Annotated in this window: 18 protein-coding genes and 1 pseudogene; 3 read left to right on the top strand and 16 right to left on the bottom strand. The window is 36.9% G+C overall.

All coding sequences use genetic code 11. From position 1 onward, the window contains the following. Positions 1–209: 209 nt before the first annotated feature. The 5 genes from AC5KOD_RS08890 to AC5KOD_RS08870 form a co-directional block, all read right to left on the bottom strand. Positions 210–1,085, bottom strand: a complete 876-nt coding sequence (locus tag AC5KOD_RS08890) for a YitT family protein (protein WP_496914196.1) — start codon at positions 1,083–1,085, stop codon at positions 210–212. Positions 1,086–1,227: 142 nt separating this feature from the next. Continuing rightward, a complete protein-coding gene (locus tag AC5KOD_RS08885) occupies positions 1,228–1,578 on the bottom strand; it encodes a hypothetical protein (RefSeq protein ID WP_496914195.1) in 351 nt (116 codons plus the stop codon). 16 nt (positions 1,579–1,594) lie between these two features. After that, positions 1,595–2,884, bottom strand: a complete 1,290-nt coding sequence (locus tag AC5KOD_RS08880; protein WP_496914194.1) for a DUF1576 domain-containing protein — start codon at positions 2,882–2,884, stop codon at positions 1,595–1,597. 141 nt (positions 2,885–3,025) lie between these two features. Continuing rightward, positions 3,026–3,343, bottom strand: coding sequence for a hypothetical protein (locus AC5KOD_RS08875; RefSeq protein ID WP_496914193.1), 318 nt, complete (start codon positions 3,341–3,343; stop codon positions 3,026–3,028). Next, the gene (locus AC5KOD_RS08870) at positions 3,337–4,365 is read right to left on the bottom strand and encodes an aminotransferase-like domain-containing protein (RefSeq protein ID WP_496914192.1); all 1,029 of its coding nucleotides are present in this window, start codon (positions 4,363–4,365) and stop codon (positions 3,337–3,339) included. The genes AC5KOD_RS08875 and AC5KOD_RS08870 overlap by 7 nt, the downstream gene beginning before the upstream one ends. Positions 4,366–4,466: 101 nt before the next feature. Between AC5KOD_RS08870 and AC5KOD_RS08865 the strand changes: the two genes are divergently transcribed. The 3 genes from AC5KOD_RS08865 to AC5KOD_RS08855 all read left to right on the top strand — a co-directional run bounded on the left by AC5KOD_RS08865 (position 4,467) and on the right by AC5KOD_RS08855 (position 5,544). Further along, positions 4,467–4,994 carry an NAD-dependent epimerase/dehydratase family protein gene (locus AC5KOD_RS08865; protein ID WP_496914191.1) on the top strand — a complete coding sequence of 176 codons (528 nt, stop codon included), beginning with the start codon at positions 4,467–4,469 and terminating at the stop codon, positions 4,992–4,994. Positions 4,995–5,043: 49 nt separating this feature from the next. Continuing rightward, positions 5,044–5,196 carry a hypothetical protein gene (locus AC5KOD_RS08860; RefSeq protein ID WP_496914190.1) on the top strand — a complete coding sequence of 51 codons (153 nt, stop codon included), beginning with the start codon at positions 5,044–5,046 and terminating at the stop codon, positions 5,194–5,196. 108 nt (positions 5,197–5,304) lie between these two features. Beyond that, positions 5,305–5,544, top strand: a complete 240-nt coding sequence (locus AC5KOD_RS08855) for a DUF2798 domain-containing protein (RefSeq protein ID WP_496914189.1) — start codon at positions 5,305–5,307, stop codon at positions 5,542–5,544. A 74-nt stretch (positions 5,545–5,618) separates the two neighbouring features. On the opposite strand, the gene AC5KOD_RS08850 is transcribed toward AC5KOD_RS08855, so the two are convergent. From AC5KOD_RS08850 to AC5KOD_RS08800, 11 genes and pseudogenes are all read right to left on the bottom strand, one after another. Beyond that, positions 5,619–5,984 carry a hypothetical protein gene (locus tag AC5KOD_RS08850; RefSeq protein ID WP_496914188.1) on the bottom strand — a complete coding sequence of 122 codons (366 nt, stop codon included), beginning with the start codon at positions 5,982–5,984 and terminating at the stop codon, positions 5,619–5,621. Positions 5,985–6,546: 562 nt separating this feature from the next. Continuing rightward, positions 6,547–6,977, bottom strand: a pseudogene (gene lepB / locus AC5KOD_RS08845) (signal peptidase I). A 74-nt stretch (positions 6,978–7,051) separates the two neighbouring features. Beyond that, positions 7,052–7,552, bottom strand: a complete 501-nt coding sequence (locus tag AC5KOD_RS08840) for a DUF1307 domain-containing protein (protein ID WP_496914187.1) — start codon at positions 7,550–7,552, stop codon at positions 7,052–7,054. 424 nt (positions 7,553–7,976) lie between these two features. Continuing rightward, complete coding sequence (locus AC5KOD_RS08835; protein WP_496914186.1) at positions 7,977–8,123, bottom strand: hypothetical protein; 147 nt, start codon at positions 8,121–8,123, stop codon at positions 7,977–7,979. 6 nt (positions 8,124–8,129) lie between these two features. Then, the gene (locus AC5KOD_RS08830) at positions 8,130–8,300 is read right to left on the bottom strand and encodes a hypothetical protein (protein WP_496914185.1); all 171 of its coding nucleotides are present in this window, start codon (positions 8,298–8,300) and stop codon (positions 8,130–8,132) included. An 81-nt stretch (positions 8,301–8,381) separates the two neighbouring features. Then, complete coding sequence (locus AC5KOD_RS08825; protein ID WP_496914184.1) at positions 8,382–8,696, bottom strand: recombinase family protein; 315 nt, start codon at positions 8,694–8,696, stop codon at positions 8,382–8,384. A 20-nt stretch (positions 8,697–8,716) separates the two neighbouring features. Then, on the bottom strand, positions 8,717–9,244 hold the full coding sequence (locus tag AC5KOD_RS08820; protein ID WP_496914183.1) for a hypothetical protein: 528 nt from the start codon (positions 9,242–9,244) through the stop codon (positions 8,717–8,719). Between the two features lie 97 nt (positions 9,245–9,341). Continuing rightward, a complete protein-coding gene (locus AC5KOD_RS08815; RefSeq protein WP_496914182.1) occupies positions 9,342–9,671 on the bottom strand; it encodes a hypothetical protein in 330 nt (109 codons plus the stop codon). Positions 9,672–9,972: 301 nt separating this feature from the next. Continuing rightward, positions 9,973–14,850 (bottom strand): isopeptide-forming domain-containing fimbrial protein, encoded by a 4,878-nt coding sequence (locus AC5KOD_RS08810; protein WP_496914181.1) that lies wholly within the window; start codon positions 14,848–14,850, stop codon positions 9,973–9,975. Further along, entirely contained in the window at positions 14,847–15,056 is a 210-nt protein-coding gene (locus tag AC5KOD_RS08805) for a hypothetical protein (protein ID WP_496914180.1), read from the bottom strand. The genes AC5KOD_RS08810 and AC5KOD_RS08805 overlap by 4 nt, the downstream gene beginning before the upstream one ends. 209 nt (positions 15,057–15,265) lie before the next feature. Further along, positions 15,266–18,559 (bottom strand): hypothetical protein, encoded by a 3,294-nt coding sequence (locus tag AC5KOD_RS08800; RefSeq protein WP_496914179.1) that lies wholly within the window; start codon positions 18,557–18,559, stop codon positions 15,266–15,268. Positions 18,560–18,629 lie beyond the last annotated feature (70 nt).

Genomic DNA, 18,629 nt, shown 5'->3' with positions numbered 1-18,629 from the left:
TGTGGAATTTGTTTAGAAAGATTAAATTTTGGGGGAAAGGATGTTTTGTGCGCTCTGACTGCTGAAAACACCTTGGATGTAAAATTCGCCAAGCTCCACGATCTTCAACCACACCATTGGCTCGATGTGTACTAACCAATTCCCGTAAATTAACACCAAAACTAAGACCTCTCAAACAGTTTCATTTGAGAGGTCTTAGTTTTATTATTTTACATCCCGGGATCATAAAAGTTACCGAGGATGGTTACATTATCTGCAATGCTGACAAACGCATTCGGGTCAGATTCTTCCATCGCTTTTTCCAAAGAGTGCATCTCATACCGCGTAATGACGGTCATCAAGACCGCTTTTTTGTGATGGTCAAAGGCACCCTCCGCTCCATTAATAATCGTAATACCGCGACGTAAGCGCTCCTGAACACAGTGAATCACACGATCGGGATTTTTGGTAATAATCATTACCTGCATTTTTTTCTGCTTGGTATAGACAGCATCTGTCACTTTCCCACTAACAAAAATTGAAAGAACACTATAGAAAGCAAAAGGCCAACCAAACAAATAACCAGCAGTTAGCGCGATTAGCCCATTAAAGATAATCGCAATTGATCCGATACTTTTGCCTGTTGCTTTGCGAATCGTGATACTCAAAATATCTAAGCCACCAGACGATATCCCGTTTTTCAAAGCAAATCCAACAGCAAATCCATTCACCGCTCCTCCGAATATTGCGCAAATAATCGGATCAGGTGATAAGGGCGTAACAGGCATCAACTGAATAGCTAAGGATGATAGGGTTACCGTAATGATCGTAAAAATGGTGAACTTTCTACTAATTCGTTTCCAAGCAAGTAGAAACAAAGGGACGTTGAGTAAATAATAAACGACCGACACAGGTGCTTCATTGCCACTGACATTCCTAATTAACGTCGTGATAATTTGTGCTAAACCCGTCACCCCGCTGGCATAAATATTTCCCGGTCGCCAGAAAACATTTAAAGCCACTGACGCAAACAAAGCATAAAGTAACGCCACTGTTAGTTTTGTCGTGTACTCATTACTAGTCAATTTCTCTCTAAGGTCGTCCATCGTTCCATTAGTCACTCCTAGTTCTTAGTGACTTTATTATAGAACGTTCACCTAAACTTTAAAAGGAGAACTCACCAATATGAGAGGATATTAATGCTTTTGTAACCTTTGACGGATTTTTTTAGAAATCTGCTACTTAAACCTATCTACGAGGATTTAATGTTCGGTATAGCTTGATCGTTAACTCGCCATTAAGAAACTCTACCTTGGCATCATCTGTCATAATTCCCAATAACGAAAAATCTTCTGCTTCATGTTGAGTTCCAACCAAGCCTTCAACATATTCGTCCAGATCTGGGTCTCGCTCTACACTTAATAACCACGTCACATCCTCTAAATCCGCTGGCGGTTCGGCAATTTCGCCTTGAACACTCACCACAAACTGCGGCCCTTCAAATGCAATATTCATTTGAATATTATTAATTCGATGAATGAAAAAATAACGCAATAATTCATGCGAAATTAATTCAGCTTTACGTCGTTCTTCTAACATATGTCTCCCCCTATCCCTAACCCTTACGATCTTCTTTCAGTTTAACAAGACTATCAAGAATTGGCACTAAAAATGCGGCAATAAACCCTCCTGAAAAACCATTATTGTACAGATTAATCCCCCCATGCAAAAAGCCCACATTACTAACCAACGCAAGGTGTAAGCCACCTGCTAAAAGGCCTGCTAAGGGACCATAATACCCAGCGATAGGTGCCAAGGTCGTGCCAAAAAGTGTCGTCAATAAAACCGAGGTACTACTCGGATCGCCACCTGTCAAAAGCGACATCAGGTACACGCCCAAAACAATCGGAATACTATTACGTAGATGCACCCCATAAGCGCTAAACCCGACCACTGTATAGATACCACCTAAAACCGCGCCACTTAATTGACCGCCAATCACTAGTACATATGAGGTAGCCGCAATGCCCATTACACCCATGTTAATTAGCGTCACACCATAGCCCTCTAGTACAATAAAATCAGTTACCAGCTTACCTGACGAGCTGAAAACCCTCCTAAAGCCGCTGAAGCTTCTTTCATTCAAAAACCAGCCAATCACCAATAAGCCACTAAATGACAGATATAAAAAACTACCTAGCAACCAATTATTTCCCGCTGACACCAAATCAACATTCGAGATATCATGCTTAGTCAGTCGAATAAGCGCCGTTATAACCATTCCAATAATCCCTGCAGTAAAGCCGACATTGTAAAGACTAAAGCCCTGATGAAAGCTCAAAAAATGACTAGCCAATGGTGGTAAAATTAACCCAATAATAATTCCCACTAAAACACCGACCACTATTCCCCAAAATGGAGACAGCCCCATACCAAAGGACACGAAACTGACTGCCGGTGCTAAGGCTGTCCCAAATAGATTCACAATCAAATAATTGGAGAATGGTTTCCTTTGAAGCATAGCAAATAGGAACACGCCTAATGTAATCGGCAGAGAATTAAATAAATTCTTTCCAAAAAAAGAAAAGCCGCTCATCGTATAAAGAGCCGCTATTAAAGGCCCACTCATCCGAACTTTGTTGACTCTCGCTAGTAAGACACTTAAAAGAGTCAGAAGACCACTATTAACAAACGCCGCCCCTAAACCAGCTATTTCGATATAATCGGTGACCAAGACATTAGTTGACAATGAAATGGTCCAAAGACCTTTGATAATAGTACTTGGCGTAGCCAGCACGCATCCCATAGCAATCAACACCAGACTAAAGACTATCACCAAACGGTACTTGATTTTTTCTGATACTTTATGTTGTGCTCTTTGAGCCATTGTTAAACGTTTATTCATTCTTACTCCTCAATCGTTACATTTTATGATGATTTATTATACTAAAAGTAGGAATAAAAAGCGATGAATGTGATTAGACCTACCTTTTAACATCTTCTATGCAACATTCAAATTAGTTAGGCATTCATAAAAAAAGTTAGTTTATTCAAAAATAATATCATTTTTAATAATCTCAAATAGAGCCAATACATTTGAATGAATATCAGATTGTTTCATATTTCGTACATCAATTTTTATATAGTGAGATGACTGTGGTTCTAAAAAATTAGTTTCTAAAAAACCTACCGCCATGTTTTGAATGCGTAACAATCGCTTCACAGTTTCAGGATCAATGTCAGCCCTTAATTTAAAGACAATTTTTGTATCCAGTGTTTTTCTTTGAATCTTTCTTTTTAACCCTAGTTCATTCAGCGTTTCATATAAACAGAGAGCCTTATTTTGATATAGATTTGCTAACAAGTTTTTATGCTTAGTAAACATATTACTATTGATATAGATAGAAAGTGCCTTTTGCGATAATAGATTTGAATCATAGTCAATAATCTTTTTTTTCTAACAAATAAATTAATAAGAGAGGGTGGAAGAACAGCACATCCGATTCGTAATCCTGGGAAAATAATCTTGGAAAAAGACTTTAAATAAATAACACGCTCACTTGTATCAAAAAAATACAACGGAGCATTCATATTATTTTTATCAAGATCAGCCAAATAATCATCTTCAACAATATAAACATCATATTTTTCAGCTAAATAGACCAATTTTTGTTTTTGTTCAACAGTATAGGCCGTCCCTAATGGATTTTGAAACCTTGGAATCGTGTAAAAAAATTTGATATCCTTTGTTCGGAACACATTTTCTAATTGTTTAAAATCAAGACCTTTATCATGGCGATCAATTGTCAAATAATGTAACTGCTGTTCTTCAATAATTTTATTCATCATATGATAAGTTGGTTGTTCAATCAAAATTGTTTCTTTATCATTCTGAAAGTCCATAGTAGCTAGTATAAAGAGAGCTTGTTGAATGCCTGAAGTCCCCACTATATTTTCTCTTTTAGTGTATACTTGTTGATCCGCTAGAAGAATATAGAGAGAATAAATTAGCTCATCCAAACCTTTGTGGTTTAGATAGTAAGTAAAAAGCTGGCTTTCTTTTTTTATGATAGCTTGATTCAGACAAAGGCGAAAGTTTTCATAGGGAAAAAGATCTTGATCCGGCATTGAATTGCCAAAATCAATCAGTTTTTTATCTTCTTGAACATTTTCATCTGCTCCTGTCAATAAAAAGTAACCACTCCTATTTACTGAATAAATAACACTCTGATATGATAGCTCTAGTAATGCTTTTTGTACGGTATCTTTACTACAACCAAATTTTTCACTCAGCACTCGAATAGAAGGTATTTTTTCACCTTTTTTTAACTCACCGTTATTGATTTTTCCTATCAAAAAATTAATTATTTCTTGATATTTTCTCATTTTTTCCCCCTTGCTGTCCCCATACAGATAAGCTTTCTTTTCATTGTACTATTCTTATTCCTCATCTACAATAAATTTACAGTACAAGGAGGAAGATAAGCATGAAAAATAGACAACGAATATTTGTCACTGGTGCAACTGGTGTTATTGGCAAAAAATTAGTTCAAGAATTAGTTACTAAAGGTTATCTGGTTGCCGGACTGACAACTTCTAAAAACGGGGAAATTTTTTTGAAAGAACTGGGAGTTCAATCCTATTTAGGTGATGTTTTCGATGAAGATTTTATACAGATCACAATAGCTGATTTTAAGCCCGATATCATTATCCATCAAATAACTAGTTTAAAAAACATGAGTAGTAAAGATAATTCGACTATTCGAACTATTGGAACAACTAACATAGTTAATGTGGCTCTTAAGAATAAGGTAAAAAGAATTCTTTCTCAAAGCATTTCATGGGCATATGAACCCGGAGAATCATTAGCAGACGAAACAACCGCACTCGATATAAATGCTATAGAACCGAGAAAAACAACTATTGATGGAATTATTGCTTTAGAAGAAAAAACGAAGGAAATCAGTAATTATATTATTTTGCGCTACGGTACCCTTTATGGAGAAAATACCTGATATGATCAAAAGGGAGCTATCTATCATCAATTCAAGGATGGAACAGCTAGTGTCAGTAAAGGAGTCACTTCTTTTATACACATTGATGATGCAGTCGGAGCTACCATTCAAGCACTTGATTGGAAGTCAGGAACCTACAATATCGTTGACGATGAACCAATTGCAGCCGATCAGTGGGCAAAATTTTATGCCGATAAACTAAAAGTAAATAAACCACCAAAGATTAATGAACGAAACAATTGGGAGCGAGGTGCTTCAAACAAAAAATTTTAAAAAAATGGCGGTAGATTAACGTACTCTAGCTGGCGAAATGGGATGGCAAAACTTGACTAACAAAATAATCCAAAAACTAGTTGTTGGTTTTATTAATACTGGCGTCCTATCTTTTTTTCTGACATTAATCAACCAAGGAATAACCAGTTTTCTGTGGTATGTTTGGCTAAAAGCTTGGTTTCTAGCTTTCTTACTCATCATTCCTTTAAGCTTATTTATTCCTAATATTGTTGAATCTTTGTTTAAATCTATCAAAAAAGTGTCGATCAAAAAATAAGTAATTCGAAAGATGGCACCCACGTTTCCTAAGTAATGCGATTACATATCTACTTATAACGTTCTCTTATGTGTCTATTTACATCGAAATTTGTTATAAGTAGATAAAATATTAGTGAGCAACAGGCTAATACCTACTTTCACCTTTTTTGCCTTATGATTCCTAAACTTAAATGTGTGGTCTAACTTTATTTTAAGTTTAGGAATCATAAGCTGAATCGCAACTATAAGAATTGCCTGCCCCAAAAAAAGCTTTAACGCAAGGTCTTCAAAAATTCTTGTTCCCCTTGAAAGAGCTTCATAAATAGTCACATAAAAAAACTTTGCTTCTTGAAAATAAATAGGTAAAACCGACATAGCTGTAAAAAAAACTATCCCTTCTAAGGAAAAAAGTAAAACTGTCACAAAAAAGGCCCTCATTACTATCCATATCCATCTCAAGTGTCACTACCTCCTTTACCTAACGCTTTTTTAGATTTAAATTGTTTATACTACCAAAAGTTACCTCACAATCATCACCAATAACACCATCCCAACAAAAACCGATAAACCACCATAAATATAGGAATTTTATCTTCTACAATTAAAAATTGCATCGGACTACCTGGAAGATACTTTGCCAAGTATGGTTGATTTTTCTCAATTTAAAAAAAGATGTTTGAACCTATAGTAACTTATTATAGGTTCAATTAACATCCTGAAAGAAACAACACTTGGATTCTTTCTCGAACTACTCAATAAAGCAACTGCCTCTGATAATCAAGAAGCCATTTAAAATTAGTAATAGCAGAAAAATTAAGGTTAATGTAAAGATAAGTGTCACATTGTCCAATGTCTACTCATCCTCAGCAACTAATTGCTCATTGTTCTCCAAATTAACATGAATATCTTGTATAAACAATCCCCTACTAATCACCACTAAAGTTGGAATAGCTCCAAACTCATCATAAAACTAACTCAATTCCTCTTTCTTTCAATAGTCTCTCAATAATACTGTTTTTACTTAATTTTGGGGAATTTTTTTGACACCGATAACCTGATTAGACGAAATTGCGCCAATCACTCGGCTATCTTTTGCCAATATCCGATTATCACCCATCACAAAATAATAACCGGCAGGAATGGCTTGTTCTAACTCAAAATCAAGCGTCAATATTCCAATTTCGGCATTTCGTTTGTTTTCTTCCAAAAATGGTTCCGATACCGCTTTATCATCAATGTATAGTTGGTCATTCACATACTTAATTTGTTCATTAGGTAAGCCAATGACTCTCCCAACAGCGTTATATTCTCTCTCTCACTCTGGCGATACACAATAATATCAAAACGATCAATTTCCCCCTCTAAATCCACAAAAAAAATAGCGCCATTTTTTATTGCGGGCTCCATACTTTGTCCACTCATCTTTATCTTCTTAAAGTAACAGCCCGTCATGATTACTGAAGCAATGACGAGTAATAATACTAGGTTTGTTTTTTTTAGCATCAGCTTCCCTTTCTGATTCCGTATTAATTGGCCACTTGTTTATATCCTGCTTGTTTCAATCGCTTAACACATCTTTTTAAGCTGTATCCTTTAGTTCTATCGCCGTCGATTAGCTCTTCTGAAGGAGGATTTAAATACTCAATCATTGTTGGCTTCGTCACATCATAGCTAGCTTTTTCATAAAACTCATCTTCTGACATTCTGATTTCATAGCTCATACCATCTATTTTTTCATAAACTGTTGCAAGAGTTTCCATCGATCTTTTAGCTGATTCAAACTCTTTGCCTGTCAGTTTTTCACCCCTCTTACCATCTACAACATCATATGCACCGTCTATCTCTGAAGTAATTGTAATAGTCGTCACCCGATCTCCTTCGTACTCATACTGAAAACTAGTCAGTCCCTCTTTTTCTTTCTTGGTATAAGTGACCGTTTGGTTCGTTTCCTTAACCACGCATCCGCTAAGTACGAAGCTCACTAATATTACCAAATATACCATACCTATTTTCACTTTTTGTGCCACAAGTTTCTCCTTTTTAATCAAGTTTGACTATTTTTAATAGATAACCTCATCTACTAAAAAACTCATTAAATTTGCCACTCATTGACCTCCCCTAAATTAGATAACTTTATAGGGAATATTTTTGAACTAAGTTCATGTTTTGAAAAATTAAACAATTTTTCAGCACCTCTCATTATGACAAGTTTAAAAGCCATTTTTACTTAAAAAAATACTGGCAGATTAAAGTATAATCAGAAATTGATTTTTGATAACGATAGTCGATTTTGGTATTGGTCATAAGTACACTTTCTCTATGCCTCAATTTATTTATAATTGTATAGATTAAGTTACTAATTTTTAAAGTTACGATATACTCTTCTTAAGTGCCATTACTTAAAAAAACTCTCCCAATTAGTGACCATCTCTTTAATTTGACACAGTTATTTTATTCGTCACTCTTAAAAGTATCTAACATTGATGTCAACCAAGTCTCATCTTCAAAATAAGCTTCTTCCACTGATGCAGCAATAATCAGATAATTATCCCTTGATTCTAAAAAATATAACCGACCTAAGAACCGCTCACCAGTCATTCCAGCTTAATTGATTGAAGAAACCGACTCTGCCTCTTCTTCCCCTGCTATTACTTCCAAGAATTCTTCTAAAAAGCTCTCTCTAAACTTGGCAAGATTGTCAATTTCATCACTCTTTTTAGCCCCACACCCTGCTAAAAGGATTAAACCTATACTCAATGCTACTATTCGTTTCATTATCATCTCCTAAGTTTGGTAATCTCAGCCTATTTTATTACTTTTAATCTCTTTTTCATATACCTATTCTTTGATAGCTTTTCACAAAAGACCAGATGTGCGTTTATAATAATTCAAATGTAATTGAGTACTCCAACTAATTAGCCGAACCTGCTTATGTCGTAAAATATTTAAAGCATCGGCAATTGTGGTAATCTCTTTTCCAAATACCTCAAGACTTGCAATTACCACCATATCCCCTGGCATAAGCATCGCTACTAATGTCTTAAATTCCACTTGTCGATCATCTCTGGCTTGTTCAATGAAAATGGCCTCACACTGATAGTCTGACACAATTTTCAACTGATCATTCGTCGGCAACGGATAGTTTCGCTTTACATAACCATAAATAGTCATAACTCACCTTCTTTTCTTTCTTATTGAGGGCGACTCAGCTTAATATATTTATGGACAGTCCCTAATGAAACGCCCGTTAGTTGCGATATTTCACGTAGAGTCCTTTTTTCCTTACATGCTAAATAAACAATTTGTTGAACTGTCTCATCATCAATAGTTGGTCGACCACCAAAAACCCCTTTAGCTCTCGCTTTATTTAATCCAATATGAGTCCGTTTCGTCATTAATTGCCGCTCAATTTTGCCAAATTTCTTTAACAATAACACATAGGCACGGTCGCTTTCTAACTCCTTATCTATAAAATGAACATTCATATTGTTATTTAAAATCAACGTACCAATTTGCTCCCAACGATTAATTGGCAGTCCAATGCTAGCACTATCTATCAACACAATTTTATCAAAAGGATGAGCCCGTAAGAACGCTTCACATTGATCCAATAATTGCGGGTTAGTTGTCCCATCTGCTTTATAAACTTCCTCACAACCAGCTTCATCTCTCAACCTAACATGCTCATCATCATAGTTTGTAGTGTATCCAATAATCATCTTCTACGCCTCATTTCAACCAGTATTATTCTCACTGGGTATTTTACTCATTATCTTGTTGTCTGTTCGCTTTATCAGCGTTATCACTACTTTCCCTCTATATAAATTCATCGCTAATGAGTAAACTACCATAAGGAGGGTGAGCTAGCACATCTTGAAGCTGATCACTAATAGATGCCCAGTTCATCAATTCAGCATACACCTCTCGCGACATCTTCACTCGTTTCTTAAATAGCGTTAGTTTAACCTGATTAAACAACAGCTTTCCCTCTTCTTTTTCAAGAAAAAACCGTAACTCAGACTGATATTTGAAGTGATACCATCCATCTGGATTTTTACGCGTATACTGATCCCATATCCACGTTAAATTTTTCACTGATTGTCGTAAAGTACGATACTCGTCAATTGTCAGCTTAATTTTTACCATGACCTTTGGCTACCTTCCCCTCTATCTCTATCTAACATTATATTGAAGGTGAGACAAAAGTCCCACCTTCCACTTGCTTCACAAATATTATGTGATAAACGCGCTCCAAAAGTCTGCTCACTACGTTCCGATCCCATTAACTTCTAAGTACTAAGAATTAGAGGCTAAGCGAGTAAATTTCAATGTCCCAGCTTCACTTCTTTGTCATTGCAAAGCTTTTAGCAGAGGCCCATTTCAATTTAAAATCAATTACTTATCTCGCTTACAACCCAAAGGCTCGCCCCTCCTGTCTCATCATTTTCTAACGGCCATAACTCCATCCATAAAATGCTGGGTGTTGAACTGTTGGGGTAAGATACACTGTCACCCAATATTCTGGCTGATTATCAAAGCTAAGATCAATCTCCCCAAGCTGTTTATACATTGATAAATGCTGGCTACTAACCTTACTTCCATCAGTACTTTTTACAAACCCTACAACTTTATAATACTCAGGAATAACAGCAGTCAACTGATACCGGCCATCGCTCACCTTAGAAGCATCCAATTTACTTGTAGAGAAAAGTGTCTTATTGACACTTTCAGCAGTATCTTTTACTGATGAATCCGCACGAACATTCATTTTAATGTCTGTTTGATCCAGCGTTTTTGCTAGTAAATCAAAATACCCCGAATTCGGAACCACTAATTGATCGCTAGGAGACAAAATTGCTTGTCTCAAGTGGAGGCTATTGGTCACGATATCAATATCTGCAGAGGCTTCTTCCTTATAGACTTTTTTAGGATCTAAATCCTTTCCTTCAATAACTGCTCTGTTAGTAATTTTATTACTTTCAGGATTGTCTATAACTTTTGCTTGGAATTTAATCTCCAATTTGTCTTCTGAGAAAAAGTCTCCCTTAATGTATTCAGCCTGATCCTTAGTCGAATTCCAGATAGCTTCATCTGATATTAAAACACCGTCAATGGTGGTTGTATTTGGAATCAGTTTTAATTCTTTTGGCAAATGATCCCTAATGGTCGTCTCTTTCATAAGCCCTCCACCTTTAAGATTTTCCGCCATAATTGTAAATAGAACGGTATCGCCGTAGTGCGATTTAGGTTTGTCAACTAGTTTCGTCAACTTAGGTAACGGTGGAACATCATTGGCTACCTCAGAAGATTTTTTATCACTTACTTGAATGTGCTCTCCTTCAGCATAAGCTATATTTACCACAGAACCCGAAGCCTTTTTATTAATACTCGCTTCAAATTCTATCACCAGTGACTCCGTTGGCCCTAATAAATCTCCAACCTCAACACTTAATTCCTTATTGCTAAAATGAGTATCAGGTAAATTAACTGTCTTGCCACTCGCTTGGTGCCACTTTAAAGTCCCAGGCAAATAATCAAGCCCTTCTACTAGCGTATCTGTTACAGTGATATTCTTAACAATCGAATGCTGTTGTAGATTTTTAACAGCAATTTTGTAGGTGACTTTATCCCCCACTTTTACTTTTTTCCCATTGATATCTGTCCCTTTATCATCCAAAACAGTTTTTTCTACCGTTAGATTGGTCGCATGAGTCAACCCCAGATTAATATTGGGAATAGTTGGTTCAGGATTGTTTTGAGAATCTTCTGCTTTAGGCAACGAGACTTCCTTACTAATGAAATCATCATTTTCCATACGCGAAGGTGAAAATTTATTCGTTATCTCTTGCTCATTGGGTGGGTTAGTATCTTCTTTAGTAATGAAATAATCCTGATTCAACAGCGATTTCACATCAAATCCAACCACATACGTGCCATAAGGTAAATAATCAAATTTATAATTACCTTGACTATCTGTTACATACGTTGTTAAATCCTCATCATTCAAGTTTTTAGTAATAGCTGTCAACTTACCATCATCACCTTTTTTATAAAGATGGACAGGGGTGTTCGCTTGAATTGGCTCATCAGTCTGTTTAATTCCATCATAATTGGAATCAAACCAAGCCAGACCCGTAATAGTTCTCCTGATTACTTTTGTTTCAACACTAGAGCTTTTAACAATATTATTCCCGTTTTTTGAGTTAGCAGTCGCATAGTTATAGTATGTATTACTCCCTCGATTACCACTTGTTACCATTCTAATTCGGATGGTAATCTGCTCGTAGCCTTGAACCCAACTCTTAATTGGATTTTTCACTATTCCTAGTATTGCTTTTGTTCCCTTTGGTAATTCTCCAGAATTATATTTAGTCCAAGTGCCATCTGTCACATCTATATCATTCGGATTTGTCCCACGCTCCACTTTATTTGTTTCATCCGCGTAATAAATATCAATGTCTTTTCGATTAGACACAATATCAATACTTTTTACATAATCTCCAGAGAAATCATTGTTAATAGCACCGTCATTTGGTAAAACATCTAGTATCCGAAAATCAACCATGTCTGTGTCAGCCGAATTATCCGATTCTAAATCATATTGAATAGTTCCGTTATTTTCAATCACTTTTTTATCCACGGTCTTTTTCAATCCCCAGAGCTGCAGAACCGAATATCTCATTAAGCTGTTGTTAGTAAGTCCTTTAGTCACCATCTGCTCACCAGTCTCTACTTCTAATGACGTATCCCACCTTAAAGTCGAAATAACATTTTGGCCAGATACACCATAATCGAGCGCTTTTTCGTCAATACTTGTCCCAAACTCTACCCTAAACCCCTGAACTTTTTCCGCTGGTATATTCTTAAAAGTCCCTTTAAACACAATTGTTGTTTTTCCTTTTTCGTCTTTAGTGATGACAGGCTCTTTATCAAATGTCGCCAGTTCTTCAGATGGATAGGTAAATTCTTTCGTGCTTGGATCATAGGATAGCCCCTTAGGTAACGTAACTGACATCTTGAACGGGTAATTACCAACCTTTTCCAAAGCGGCGTAATTTATTCCGGCCCCGAGAATAGGATTAGAATTATCACGACCAAATGACGTACCATTCACCTGAGCCATACTTACGTTAAGGCTACCTTGACGATATGGATAAAAGTTTGTCGCATGAGCTCTATATATATTACTAACTACCGGAAATTCCCAGACATTATATGGCTGTTGCTTTTGCGTCTCGACAACTTGTCGAACCCCATTTTTCTCTTCAATCCCCCATTGTCGCGACTGATAGTTTTGAATATCCGGGTTAGTTTCACTGGGGTTATATGTCTCTATCTTTTTTTGCTTTGTTTCGTCTGTGTAGCCATATGCATACAAAGCTAACGTATATTCTTCTTTTTTATCCTTATTGACAAAATTCCCTTCTTCTAAGTTATTAAGACGAATGTACCTGTTTAACTCCCTCGTATTGAGTTCTGAAGAAACCATGTCCTCTTCTTCAAAGTAATACATAGCCGCTGAATATTCTCCACCTAAGGTATCTCCTCCAACAGCCACATCTGTCCAATCATAATCTTCCTCGGTATAGCTCAATAGCTTTTTAGCCGAATAATCATCATTATTTTCAGCTTTCAGCTTCCCCACACGGATATGAGCAGGCCGTTTCGATAGACCATCCGAATAAAAAGGAAGAGCATCTTCTCCCAGAGCTGTGATAGGTACTCCTTTTGGGGCTTTAACAATAAAATGCGGTGTATAAACATACTTTGCAGACCAATCATGATAAAAACCCAGTAGAGCATTATTTGTTGCATTATTTTTCACTACTGGTCCTAAAATTCGAGTAACAAAGGTTAGCTTTGATTCTCCCCACTCGGGCTTCACATACTTCCATTCACCCTTGGTTAGCCCTTGGTTAGGTTCAGTTAATTCAGTCTCATCTATCTCATTTTTTGTTTGTTCCGTTTCCGAACCAGTTATACTGAAGCTCTCTGCTTCCATCTTATACTTTAAAAAATCTTGATAGTCAGTAGTTGGGACATACATCATCAAGCCCGCCGTAATAACACCATAAAATCCAGAAATATTCGGCGTCCTTTTGACCTCAAATTCAATTGAATACTTCCCCTTCCCCTCTTCATCCTCTGTTAGAGCCGGACTTTTATAATAAGTAGCACCAAATTGCTTATCAAATGCTGTAGGATACTGAAGTCGATATGCCGCGGCATTAACTTTAGGTAGCTGGATATCTTTATCTTTACCACTCTCATCCCACTTATAAGAGTCAAAATCCGTTTTTGAGTCATAATCCCCTAAATAATTACCAATTCGGTAGACTTTTTGTGTATCATTCACTAGTCCTTGATTATTTTCAATGCTAGTGGAAAAATTTATTTTTACTTTATAAGGGCCAGCATTCTCTTTGGTATCTGGATAAGTTTGCCCTAAAAGTGTTAGGTGAAGCTTAGAGTAACCTGGTGGTGGCTTTAGATCTCTATTCCCTTCCAGCGCTTCATAACGCAAGCCAACAGCGACATGTTTGATTAACCCTTGATAATACGGATCACTCTTATCCGTAATTCCTGTAATTTTAGGGAAGGTTGAAAAGTTTGCATCATTCGCTGTTTCACTAGTATTTCTCGGATCAATTACTGGAATCAAGTTAAGCGATGCTGATGTTTTAACTTTTGGGACCTTTGCTTCAGTTATTTCAGTCCACACTAATCTACCAGCAGGAATCGCGACACCATTTGCCCCTGTCACTGCCGCTCTAATTCTAGGTTGAAACTCTAAACCATTTGGTGCATAAGGAAATCCAACCCTTGCAGCCCCTTCTGCTGATTGTCCTGTCGACGTGTAAGACAAGTTGAATGCACGTGTAAACTCCTTGGTGGTATTATTCACACTCCAACTAGTACCAGTATCTGAGTTAACTACCCCACGACCATTTTGAATCGCGTTTGGGTAGATAATTTCTACTCGAACAGTTACATTTTCATAGGTGCCAGTTACCGCGCTTACACTTGCTTTAAGCTTATACGTCACAAAATCATTACTTCTGACTATTTCATCATCCAATGATGTATCATATCCTGGCATCCCCTCATATTTACTATCGTTTAAGGGGTAGGCAGTACCTGTTTTAAACTCATCGATCACTAACCCATTAACAATTACATTCTCTCTGATTTCATCTACCAATGTCGCAGCCTTTATCTGTTCCAGCTGAGATTTATACACAAATAGCCCGACACTTGCTAACAACAACACAGCAGTAAAATATAGCAACCGCCATTTTTTTCGGCTTTTTTTAATCCTATTCACGGCTCTTCCCCCTCTTGATCTTCAATAAATATCTCGGTTTTATTTGAGTGTACTTTTGTGCGTGTTTCGCGAACTTGCTCCACCTTATGGTTTTTCTTAGTCACCTCGTCCTTAGTTGAAAAAAGGGCGCTTTGACAGACAAAATATAAACATAGCCCTACCATAAATAAACCTAACACGATCATTAGCCACTTAAATTTTTTCATTCTTTCCATCTCTTTTCTATTCCCCTCTTCACCATTAAATTAATCTATGATGCCACTCAGCGATTTCCTTAAGCTGACTTAATAACACTTCAACTAGACAATAAATGCCACTATATAAATAACTTCTTATATAGTGGCATTAGACTGACCTCTAACAAAAAAAGAAAGAAGTTTTTATCATTTCTCGGTTTACTCTTCAGTCACCGTTTTTATGGATGATTATAGCTCCAGCCATAAAAACGTGGCGAATCAATCGACGGAAGACTTGGCTTAATATAGACGGTCAACCAGTAATCATCTTTTTGATCACTATAATCTATTGAAGGTGTCCCCTGAGCTATCGAAGCTGGTTCATTTTCCTTTTCAGTCAACATATACCCCGCATAGTCATAATATTCGGGGATAACAACGGTAACTTGATAGGCATAGTAACCATAACCAACAGGTAGTTCAATCTGACTATATGCCACCTTTTGTTCGTCCACTCCTGATTCTGATACAGTAGGAATATTTTGACCGACCTCTTCTTCTGGCAAGGGGGTTGGTTCTTCTGGCCATTGCGGGTCCTCGTATGGCGTAATTTTCCTTTCAAGCGTCGGAACATTAATCAGATTGAAATACCCTTCCGTTGGAACGACTAATTGTGAGTGAGGTTTAAGTACAATTTGACGAAGATGCAGCCCTACTAGCTCTGAATAAAGTTCAACACTCACTGACGTATTCTTGACCGTTTTAACGCTCAAGTTTAACGCATAATCACTTCTAGGCTTACGGGCAAAATTCAGCCCTGATAATCGCTCATCCGTTGGATTAAACGCTGTTTGACGATTCGTTGTCAAATGAGTGGCAGCGATCCCTTCCCCCCACTTATTATCGTATGACCAGGCAGCTGCATGGGCTAACTCGCTTATTTGTGTGTCAGTTAAACTACCAGCCTTTTTCAATGGATACCTGAAATTAAATCCATATATAACGGTGTTATTTTTTTGATCAACCAGAGTGGTGTCATTAGTGATAAATACCGTCACCGTTCGTTTCAGCTCACTAACCACTCCACCGCCCTGATCTTTAACCGTTGCAGTCAGCGTCAACGGATAAGGTTTGATAAGCTCAGAGAAGTCCACAAATCCAGGAAATTCAGCGCTTATTTCTTTATTCTTATACGCTTCGGTTACAGCACGTATGGCTTTCAATTGCTCCATGTCTAATGAAATATCTGTTAAATCTAACGCCTTGCCATCAGAAAACCGCCATAGTAAGGCTTTAGCCTTTTCTTTTAGTTCTTCTTCACTAATTGACTTAGCCAATACATACGTTAAATCAAAGTTTTCCGCTCCTAAACCATGGGAATCATCATAATCAACCTGATCATTGACTTTATTAACGGGTCTGGACACACTGGTGACCTGTTTTTGACTATCTGTTGCAAAATACGTCACTAGATTGGCTCCATAACGATCTTCTTTTTCAAATCCTAGCCCTTGCCAATCAATCGCTTGATCAGTTTTAAGAGGGTTACGATTGATCTGTTTTTCTGAGTCTACTTTGGGGTTGCCATGGTACTTATCATCTGCAAAATCATACATCTTGATGGCTTTTGGAGAAGCAAAGGTTCCTCCCTTTTCCCCGGTAATTAGCCAACGATCTTTGACTGTCCAGCCCTCTTGATCCTTTGTTGAATCTGACCAATCTGGGTCTGACGTATCAACAACAATGTTATTTTTAGGTTGATCAATTGCTGGTGCCCAATCTTGTACCACGTTAAAATAGCCCCAAGCAACGCCAGTTTCCAAGAATGGCAATTCCTGCATTGGCTGACTATACTTAGTCGTTACTCTCTCTGCCCAACCACGATTCGTTTCATTAGGAATCCATGTATGATTATTTCCAATCAATTTCATGTTTAAAAAGTAACGGTCCTCACTCATCTTTAGCATCGAAACTGGCGAAAAACCGGTTATCGTTTCATCACTTACAATTTTCTTTATATTACAATTCTCATCCATAGTCCCTGTTACTAATCCGCTACCAGTTAATGAAGCATCAATATTAGATAAATCATTGCTTTGACCAAAGAATAGAAGTTCATCATTTTTTCTAGTAATAAAAAGTTGATCTCCAATTCCTAGCTGTTTAATAGTAAATTTATTACTTTTAATATCGTAAACAACTAGACGACTACTCCAAGGAGAAATCATGTTAAAATAGATTTTATCATTAGAGTTAGCACTAGGAAAAAATGTTACTTTCATCTTATTCCCCTTCGTACTAAGAGTATTTGTTTCCCTATAATCCGCAGGCATATTATTTAATACGCGTCCGTTTCTATCCCAGATTGTAACACTTTCTAAAGGCATATCTGTAGGATCTATTATTCCGAAAGCCTCTATTGATTCTGTTCCATACTGAACACTCGTTTGATGTTGGAAAAGTTGTTTCACCCTAGAGTAAGATGTCAAGGCAGTCGCTCCAGCTTTTTGAGTTGAATCCCCATCCTGAAGTATTTTCTGAAGTTTAGATACTATTTCAGCAGGGAGCCGTCTTTTCCAATTCGAAGATTCTAACTCCATATAGGGCTTCTCAGTTGATAAACTATCCTCAAGCTTAGACTTACTATAAAACTTATATTTAGATAGTCCTAAAACTTCTTCTCCATAAAATCCAGTATGAAGCTTCCCTGAGTCGGTCATTCCCCATCCATCTTCAGGTCTATCAAATACTACGGTGTTTAAGATTTCAAAATCTTGAAGTTGAAGCTGGTCACTAATATTAATCATTACCATTTCATATTTATTGAATGCTGTCGAAAATCTGCTATCTCTTCCTATTCCAACCTTTCCAAATCCATAGATTGTATATGAGCCATCCACTTCCTCAATCAAACCTTTTATCTTAAAAAAACCATCAATAGAATAATCTCGATCCACTATTTGATGTAACGGAGCAACACCATAACCAGGCCTTCCCCAATTTAAACTTTGAGGGAAGCCTTTTTCATCAATAACTGGTGGATTTGAATAGCTACTTACTAATTCACTTAGCCATTTTTGCTGCACGACTTTTCCAGAAGGTGAAACTAATATTAGTTCTGATGTTTCTTCTGCATTATTGAAATAAGCAGCCGTCAAATTTGAATGAATCTGCACCATCAATACATTACCAGTTTTCGTTTTTGCCACAAACGGGATTGATTGGATTGTTTTTTCACTTCGCTCCGCCCAAATATCTTCTGTAGGAAATATAAACGGCGTGTATTGATCTCCATTCACATAGGTCGCATAGGCCGACTTCCCTTGAAGATTATTATCCAATAATTTTTCTGCATCAAACGGAATCTTGTATTCATTGGCAGTACTTTTATCAATTATTACTGGGTTTTTAGCATTTCCAGCTTCTGGTTTAGCCATCAATACATTCGATTTACTACTATAACCGCCAATAATTATAACGACTAAGGAGAGAATACATAACACTATTATTCTGACTAAGGTCTGTTTTTTCATATACATTCTCATCGGCCTCTCTTTCCTATCATCAAGCTAGTAGTTCTTTACTCTTCTTACAAACCAACTT

The sequence above is a fragment of the Vagococcus sp. WN80Y genome (assembly GCF_059621045.1).
This window is presented reverse-complemented; position numbering and strand designations above follow the sequence as displayed.

What these genes read in the sequence shown, in the direction of transcription:
- AC5KOD_RS08890 (WP_496914196.1), bottom strand. Translation starts at nt 1,085, where the DNA reads ATGGACGACCTTAGAGAGAAATTGACTAGTAATGAGTACACGACAAAA.
- AC5KOD_RS08885 (WP_496914195.1), bottom strand. Translation starts at nt 1,578, where the DNA reads ATGTTAGAAGAACGACGTAAAGCTGAATTAATTTCGCATGAATTATTG.
- AC5KOD_RS08880 (WP_496914194.1), bottom strand. Translation starts at nt 2,884, where the DNA reads ATGAATAAACGTTTAACAATGGCTCAAAGAGCACAACATAAAGTATCA.
- AC5KOD_RS08870 (WP_496914192.1), bottom strand. Translation starts at nt 4,365, where the DNA reads ATGAGAAAATATCAAGAAATAATTAATTTTTTGATAGGAAAAATCAAT.
- AC5KOD_RS08865 (WP_496914191.1), top strand. Translation starts at nt 4,467, where the DNA reads ATGAAAAATAGACAACGAATATTTGTCACTGGTGCAACTGGTGTTATT.
- AC5KOD_RS08855 (WP_496914189.1), top strand. Translation starts at nt 5,305, where the DNA reads ATGGGATGGCAAAACTTGACTAACAAAATAATCCAAAAACTAGTTGTT.
- AC5KOD_RS08835 (WP_496914186.1), bottom strand. Translation starts at nt 8,123, where the DNA reads ATGACTGGTGAGCGGTTCTTAGGTCGGTTATATTTTTTAGAATCAAGG.
- AC5KOD_RS08830 (WP_496914185.1), bottom strand. Translation starts at nt 8,300, where the DNA reads ATGAAACGAATAGTAGCATTGAGTATAGGTTTAATCCTTTTAGCAGGG.
- AC5KOD_RS08825 (WP_496914184.1), bottom strand. Translation starts at nt 8,696, where the DNA reads ATGACTATTTATGGTTATGTAAAGCGAAACTATCCGTTGCCGACGAAT.
- AC5KOD_RS08820 (WP_496914183.1), bottom strand. Translation starts at nt 9,244, where the DNA reads ATGATTATTGGATACACTACAAACTATGATGATGAGCATGTTAGGTTG.
- AC5KOD_RS08815 (WP_496914182.1), bottom strand. Translation starts at nt 9,671, where the DNA reads ATGGTAAAAATTAAGCTGACAATTGACGAGTATCGTACTTTACGACAA.
- AC5KOD_RS08805 (WP_496914180.1), bottom strand. Translation starts at nt 15,056, where the DNA reads ATGAAAAAATTTAAGTGGCTAATGATCGTGTTAGGTTTATTTATGGTA.
- AC5KOD_RS08800 (WP_496914179.1), bottom strand. Translation starts at nt 18,559, where the DNA reads ATGAAAAAACAGACCTTAGTCAGAATAATAGTGTTATGTATTCTCTCC.